Origin of the sequence: Schlesneria sp. (assembly GCF_036405755.1) — a bacterium.
Taxonomy (GTDB): Bacteria; Planctomycetota; Planctomycetia; order Planctomycetales; family Planctomycetaceae; genus Schlesneria; species Schlesneria sphaerica.
This window is the reverse complement of record NZ_DASWWZ010000246.1, coordinates 1-7,369: the sequence shown is the minus strand read 5'-3', so window position 1 is coordinate 7,369 and position 7,369 is coordinate 1. Positions and strand designations below refer to the sequence as shown.

4 protein-coding genes and 1 pseudogene are annotated in these 7,369 nt (G+C 57.6%); 2 read left to right on the top strand and 3 right to left on the bottom strand.

What is annotated here, in order from left to right; all coding sequences use genetic code 11:
- Positions 1–189 precede the first annotated feature (189 nt).
- A complete protein-coding gene (solA, locus tag VGE80_RS08760; protein WP_440592386.1) occupies positions 190–1,347 on the bottom strand; it encodes an N-methyl-L-tryptophan oxidase in 1,158 nt (385 codons plus the stop codon).
- A 168-nt stretch (positions 1,348–1,515) separates the two neighbouring features.
- On the opposite strand from solA, the gene VGE80_RS08755 reads away from it, so the two are divergent.
- Entirely contained in the window at positions 1,516–2,106 is a 591-nt protein-coding gene (locus tag VGE80_RS08755) for a hypothetical protein (protein ID WP_440592385.1), read from the top strand.
- Positions 2,107–2,187: 81 nt separating this feature from the next.
- Here VGE80_RS08755 and VGE80_RS08750 read toward each other — a convergent pair whose 3' ends face one another.
- Positions 2,188–3,135 carry a hypothetical protein gene (locus VGE80_RS08750; protein WP_440592384.1) on the bottom strand — a complete coding sequence of 316 codons (948 nt, stop codon included), beginning with the start codon at positions 3,133–3,135 and terminating at the stop codon, positions 2,188–2,190.
- Positions 3,136–3,354: 219 nt separating this feature from the next.
- Positions 3,355–5,448 carry an ATP-dependent helicase gene (locus VGE80_RS08745; protein WP_373653447.1) on the bottom strand — a complete coding sequence of 698 codons (2,094 nt, stop codon included), beginning with the start codon at positions 5,446–5,448 and terminating at the stop codon, positions 3,355–3,357.
- A 1,091-nt stretch (positions 5,449–6,539) separates the two neighbouring features.
- Here VGE80_RS08745 and VGE80_RS08740 point away from each other — a divergent pair.
- A pseudogene (locus tag VGE80_RS08740) lies at positions 6,540–7,369 on the top strand (efflux RND transporter permease subunit); the annotation flags it as partial.

Below are 7,369 nucleotides of genomic sequence, written 5' to 3'. Positions count from 1 at the left end.
TCAACCGACATACTCTTTCGCTGCTCAAGCAACAGCAAAACAAGAAAAGCGTCGCCATGAACCGCAGAAGATGTGGCTGGGATGATAACGTGATGCTCAAAACACTAATGGGAATCAAGAGTTAGTACGCGCTGGCCCTGGCGATCAGCCGATTTCTAAGTGCTCAGATGATACCGGAGGGCTGGAATATCATTCCCTCAGCGCAGGACGCGAAGTACCGAGAAAGCCGATCGGCAGTGAGGTGGTTCCTTCGAGTGCCAGATCCGCCAACGCTTCGCCGACGACCGGACAGAATTTGAAACCATGTCCCGAGAACCCTGCCCCCACGACGACGTTCCTCCAGACCGGGTGTGTATCAATCACAAAGTGCTGATCGGGAGTCACCGTGTACAGACAGACCGAATGGCGAACCGGATCCGGCAGCGCGTCGGGGATGAATTGCTCGACGAACGACTGGAGCCGGACCAGGTCTGAGGAATGCAGTTCGCGATCGACTGTGGCGGGATCGTCGACGGGGTCCCCTCCGGAGTGTTCTGCCACTTTGATCGTGGTTCCGTCCAGGCTGGGAAATCCATAGAACGTCCCGAGCGGCAGTTCATAGAAGTAGGTCGGGGCTCCCTGGTCTGCCGCCAGTCGGGGCTGACGAAGGGGGAACCAGCAGACAGACTTGCGAAGCACACGCAGTGGCAGATTTGCTTGCTTGAGCAAGTCTTTTGCCCAGGCCCCCGCAGTCACGACAAGTGATCGAGCCTGATACTGACGGCCACTCGTCCGCACCTGCACCGTAGCCCCGTCCGTCGACCAATCCAGTACTGGTTCACTCTCGCGAATGAGAGCGCCGTGACGAACGGCCTCGTCAATGTGGGCTCGCACGCAATCATCGACGAGCAGCGTCCCCGCGCCCGATTCAAAGGCGACAGCATGTTCCGGGGGAAAAACTAATCCTGAAAATCGCCGTTGAGCCTCTTCGGGGGACAGATTCTCCAATTGCAGTCGATGGAGTTCCACCGATTGCCGAGCCCCGCGGATCGTCTCTCCTTCAGGGGGGCCCGATAACACGAGCCCCGTCGGCAGCAAGAGCTTTCGTCCCGTAGCGGACTCTAACTGACTCCACAGGTCATAGGCCCGATGCAGCAGGGGAACGTAGTCGGGATGTTCGAAGTAAGCCTTCCGGATGATCCGCGATTCGCCGTGCGAGCTACCGCGATTATGGCAGAGCGGATACTGCTCCAGCCCCAGTACTCTGACACCACGGCGCGCCAGTTCAAGACACGCGGCCGACCCCATTCCTCCGACGCCCAGCACGATGGCGTCGAACATCCGGTCATCGTCAGTTGGCGATTGCATAGGCGATCTCGTTCTCCTCCGCTGCTCTGACACTGCATCGTCAAGCAGTGTCTCACGAAACTCAACTGGTGGGAAGTTCACCGCGGCTGCTACCGGATGCTGATGATCAGCAGGATCAGGGGTCCAGTCGCGGCGGCCCCGCTTGACGCCCTGAGGAACATCGAGCGGGTGGAGCAATCCACTTCCAGCAATTTCGGGAAGCCACCGCATGAGTCCGCCGGAGTGACCTTGCACGGTTCAGCCGAAGTTGGTTCGATCGATGCCACAACTTCAGTCCATCACACCCGGAACATGTTTGTATCGAAGTCCGCTGTCGATTTCACAGCTCTCGGAGAATGTGGCATGGGCGACTACTTCCAGTACCGGCGTCGATGGATCGGCATCCCGATCCTGTTCGTGACTTGCCTGATGGCCGGGGCTCTGGTCGATAGTTATCTTCGCTTTCGACTGATTCAGGTCTATGAAAACCCGCGTGAATTTGTTTACTGGTCACTCTTGTCACAACGAGGCAAACTGACGCTGACAAGGCATGCGACAGGTATCTGGTTCGGCCTTCCAATTCAGTTCCATCGAACAGGTCGTCTGACGAATTGCGAAGACATCGATGGGATTCCCTACTGGTATATCGTGTCGCCTCTTACCGTGCTCTCCGCCTGCCTGCTGCTAACTCGTCCAGCCCCATTCAGAAAGAGAACGCCGACTCCGAACGGCCGCAACCGGCTGATGGGGACGCCCGTTTTCGGCGTGCGCCCTTCATAGTCACCGCCCCCCTGAACGTGTTGTCGATGGAAAGAAGACCAGATACTTCTCTCTCGCGCCCCTGATTGCCAGGCGACCGCACTACGGACGCGAACCGAGTTCCGGAAAGAAACTTCCTCCAGCATGTTGTGCAGCGACATCTCCCAGCAAGTCGCGCCACATCCGGTACGGGTCGCCGAACACGTCCTGCCCCAACTCAAGATCCGCGATCGAGGCGGCGAGTCGTCTGATCCCATCCGGGATCGTAAACGCATTCTCGAGGTACAGCAGCCGAACCCCCACAGCCTCGCGCCCCATCACCTCCATGCCCGCTGCAATCTCGATGCTGTCGCGCCGCGCAAAACCGACACCACACACGCCGATCAGACAGCGGTCCCATTCCTGTCGAGTGCTTTCTTCCGCAAAACGGCGCAGTCCCGTGACAACCGATTCGTAGACCGCTTCGCCGACGGCGGTGACGACCTGATCAAGATCAGGCTTAACCCGGTTCATGGCGGTCGAAAAAATGTCGGCACTCACCGGCTGACCTGCGACCCAGCCTTCAGCCAGTCCCCGTAGAGTCTGCATCACCGCCAAGGCCGCAGGAACGATGGCTGCAGGAAGTGTTTGAGGGATCATCATCTCGGCCCCCTTGACTGACTGGGCCAGGAGTGCGGCATCGAACTCGGCCGACTTCCGATCACGTGAGCGAACCAGCCGGGCCACCGTCGCCTGGGCTGCAATGACGGCGTGCATCAGGCCTTTGACATCACGAAGCCACGCAGGAGGTGCATACGAACGTACGGGAACGCCAAACTCCACGCGCCAGATCTCACCCGTCCCGATCAAGGTAAGCCCAGCCAGGGGCGTGGAGGGCATGAGCTCGTCTCGATTTTTGCGATAGAGATCGCGAAACGTCATATTCAGGCGATCTGCGGGAGTGGCTGGCTCCTGGGCTCCTCCGGGTGCGCCGTTCGCTACTTCAGGATCCAGCGCCGCCGCGGCCGCAACGACACCACCTGCATTGAGTACGAACATTCGACGATCCATCTGGGACATCATGAGGCCACTCCGCAAAAGGAACGAATTCGATCTGCGGAGTGTAACCCTCCGGTGTTTCACGAGTGAACCACTCTGCAGGATTTATCTGGGCGAAACCGCCTGTCTGCTCTCGGCCTGCCAGGTTCTCCTCCCGTGAAGAACAAGCTCTGGTCTAGAAGACTCAAGCCAGCCTGGGGGGAAGTGGACCGAGCGGACCACGGGCGTCGTTCAATGAGCGTCTGAGCTGGAAGAGTCTTCACCGAGCTTCCGCAGCATCTCTTTCAGGAATCGCGATGGCTTGGTGTTGTAACGCTTGCCCCACTTCATACGTGTCTGGGCATAGCTGATCGTCAGCAAATCCTTCGCCCTCGTGATACCGACGTAGGCGAGCCGCCGTTCCTCTTCGATGGCCGAAGGATTGTTTTCCAGCTCATCCGTGATTGACCTCTTGTGAGGCAACAGCCCCTCTTCGAGACCCACCAGATAGACATGAGGAAACTCCAGTCCCTTGGCACTGTGCAGCGTCATCAGTTTGACGGACGTCTGCTCCATCGAGTCGTCTTCGCCAAAGTTGCGGTCGTTGCCGTTCAATGAGGACTGTTCAAGGAAATCGGAAAGTCCGGGACTTGGCGTACGTTCCTGATATTCCTGAAGGGCAGAAATACATTCGTCGAGCACCGCGGATCGAGCCAACTGCTGATCGGCCGCCGAATACTGCTTCTGGATTTCCCCTTCGTAGTCGATATCGTGAATCAGCGAGCGTAGCGTCTCAGCGAGATTGGCACCTGGGGCTTCGAAGCGCTGCTGATAATCGGCCAGCATTCGACGGAAGTTATCGATCGCCGTCGCGGTCTTGGGCGAAATCTCTTTTTCCGCGACCGCGTCTGGAATGACCTGCCAGATTTTTCGTCCGCACTTCACAGCGCGTGCCAGCACACGCTCGATCGATGTTTCGCCAATGCCCCGGCTGGGTGTGTTGATGATTCGCAGTAGTGACGTCTCGTCCGCAGGATTCGACAGCAGCTTGAGGTAGGCCATGATGTCCCGGACCTCTTTCCGGTCGAAGAACGACTGGCCCCCGATCAACTGATAAGGGACGCGCACGCGTCGCAGTTCCGATTCAAATAAACGTGGCTGTTCGTTCGTTCGGAACAGGATGGCGATATCTTGCGGTGGAACCTTCAGATGGTTCACCAGATAGCTGATGTCCCGCACGACACCTTCGGCTTCGGTCTGTTCGTCGGCGTAGGGCTTAATCAGGGGAGTGGGCCCCTCCTTGTGCGCAACCAGCGTCTTGTCGTGGCGACCCTGGTTGTGTTTCACCAGTTGATTGGCCAGTCGAATGATTTCGCTCGTGCAGCGGTAGTTGTCCTGCAGACGGACGATTTTCGCCCCGGGAAACTGATTCTGAAAGTTGAGGATGTGTTTGACCTCGGCACCGCGCCAGCCATAGATCGATTGGTCATCATCCCCCACCACGCAGATATTGCGGTGCGGCTTCACCAGTGCCGACACGATTTGAAACTGCATTTCATTCGTGTCCTGGTATTCGTCAATTTGAACCTGTTCGAATTTGGCCTGCTGGCGCTGCAGGACTTCCGGAAACTGCTCAAACAACTGCGACGTCAGCAGCAACAGATCGTCGAAATCGACCGCACCGGAGGCGCGCAGGCTGAGCTGATAACGCCGGTAAGCCGACGCGGCGAGAAATCCTCGATCGTCATCGGAGTACTCGGTCGCCAGTTCGGGCAGCACCCCCACCATCTTCCACCGGCTGATCTGGGCCAGCAGATCCGCAGGACGCAGCGCGGTTTCTGCGACCTTGATGTCCCGCAGCGCCCGGCGCGCGGCGGACTCCTGATCACCACGATCGTAAATCACGAACTTACTGGGGTAGCCGAGGGCTTCGATCTCTTCGCGCAGGATTCGCACGCAGAGAGAGTGAAACGTCGAGATCACCGGTCGACTGCTCGGCCGCCGTCCCATGAAATGGGACATACGCTCGGCCATTTCCTTCGCCGCTTTATTCGTAAAGGTCACTGACAGGATCCGGCTGGCCTCGACCCCGTTGCGAATCAGTTCGGCCATGCGGAAGGTAATCACGCGGGTCTTACCCGTTCCGGCCCCCGCCAGTACCAGCAGCGGGCCACTCAAAGTCACCGCCGCGTCCAGTTGCGACGCATTCAACTCCTTCAGAGTGGCCCCTGTGTACGGCTGTCGACTTTGCGCAGGGGGACTGCTCGGCTTGGGGGGTGACGAGAAATTCCCCGGTTTCGGAGCTGCGGTACTGAGAAAAGGCGAATACGGTAACTGCGAAGACACAGCCCATCCTTGAAAGAAAATTCAGACGAATCCAGCGACACGGCCGGGCCCCTGCCTCGGTCAGCCGAGCGGTCCATTCGACACCCGGCGTCACCGGCAGAGCGCGTCAGAGTACATCTATCCCGTGCTGACTGTCCAGCACATCGGTTCACATCCTGTTTCGTCCTTCCGGTCGATGCAGCTTTTCTCAATCGCGCTGAATGAGCGAGTTCCGTCTGAAGTCGCAATGCCACTTCCTGGACAGCAGCTGACGAGCCAGCATTTTCCTCAATTTCAAGGAAAATCCCTGACGAATTTGCCATACCCCCTTCCCTCCCCCGTCCTTGAACAGCCTGAATCTCAATTCAGAAAGAGAGAAAAATCCTCGGGTTGCCGAGTTCGGAACTGCGGGAAGAGTCGGATGTCCGGGACGACAGAAGCTCCCGCTTATTGAATCTTCACTGATCGATCAGAATCTCACTCCAGCCATTCGGCGATAAACCCGGCCAGCGAAGCCCAGGCACTGGTACACAGGGATGGAACCTCAGCGGCACCCCCTGCCCTGATCCACGTGTTCTGCATTCCGTGTTCTGCTGTAGACCGGAACCGGACGGGCTTTTCTTTTGTCGATCGAACAGTCCTTTTCAGGCCCACAAGCCTGACACCTGTTCCGCTGATCGAACTGAAATATACCTCAGATCAAGAGACGCACGGCGGGGCAATACGGGAGTCCCGGACGGGCTCTTCAACAATCTTGGACCTGTCGGCAAAGTTTACCCGAGAGGGGCTTTCGTCGCGGATCGGCGGTCCTTGTGAATTCGTGCGCATGAAACGATCAAACCACGACCTGAAACCGTCGAGAAATTGTAATGAGAATTGTAAACGGTGCACAAAACGGAACATCGACACCGTGCTGCCGGAGGCTGATCTGGTCATTACCCCTGTGACGCCCAGATCAAGAAATACGCGTGCTGCGAATTGCGAGTCATCGCAATCGCTCCCGGAAATTGTCAAGGATTCGACACCTGAACCATCATTGGAAGATTACCTCGCTTTCCGGCCTATACGACAAACGCTGCTCGTTGCTTAGCCAGAAAGAGACGTCGCACTAGATGATATCCCAATTCTATCGACGATACAGCGTCACAATCCTTTGGCTGGTAGGATTGAGCTTTCCGTGGCTGTGGTACCAGGCCGAACAGATGCCGGCCAACAACGACATCGAAACCTGGCTTCCGCGCGAAACGCCAGTCCGCTTGCTCTATGAAGAGTTCAAGCAGGATTTCGGTGCGGAAGAGGTTCTGGTCATCGGCATCCCGCGAGAACTGGTGACGTCCAAGCTCGTGGAAGCATTCGCCAGCCGTATGGAACGGCTCGAGGGAATCCGCCACTGCTGGACACCCGATCGGATGTCGGCGCGGATGCAGGAATTCGGCGTCGATGAAAAAGACGCACGCGAACGCCTGGACGGACTTCTCACGTCCAAATCAGGCGAACTGATCGGCATTGTCGCTCAATTGACTGATTGGGGGATCAAGAACAGGGCCCAGGTCGTTGAAGACACCAAAGAGACACTCACCTACTGTCAACTTCCACTCGAATCGGTGGCTCTGACAGGTGCCCCCGTGATCGTAACTGAACTCGATCGCCTCGGCAGTCAGAAGACCAGTCGTCAGTTCTTTTTACTCACCATCGGTATCAGCCTCGGCCTGCTGTACTACTCGTTTGGCCACTGGGGATTGTCGCTCGCTGTGCTGGGAACAGCGCTGTGGGGGATCTTCCTGAACCAGACCATCATGTGCTTCATGGGTGGCGAGATGAACTTCATCATGGGCTCGCTGTCCGTGATGGTCATGATCTTCACCCTGTCGATCTCGGTTCACGTTGTCAGCTACTACGATTCCGCCCATAAAGAGGGCCATCCCGAGCCGCTGACCGCCGC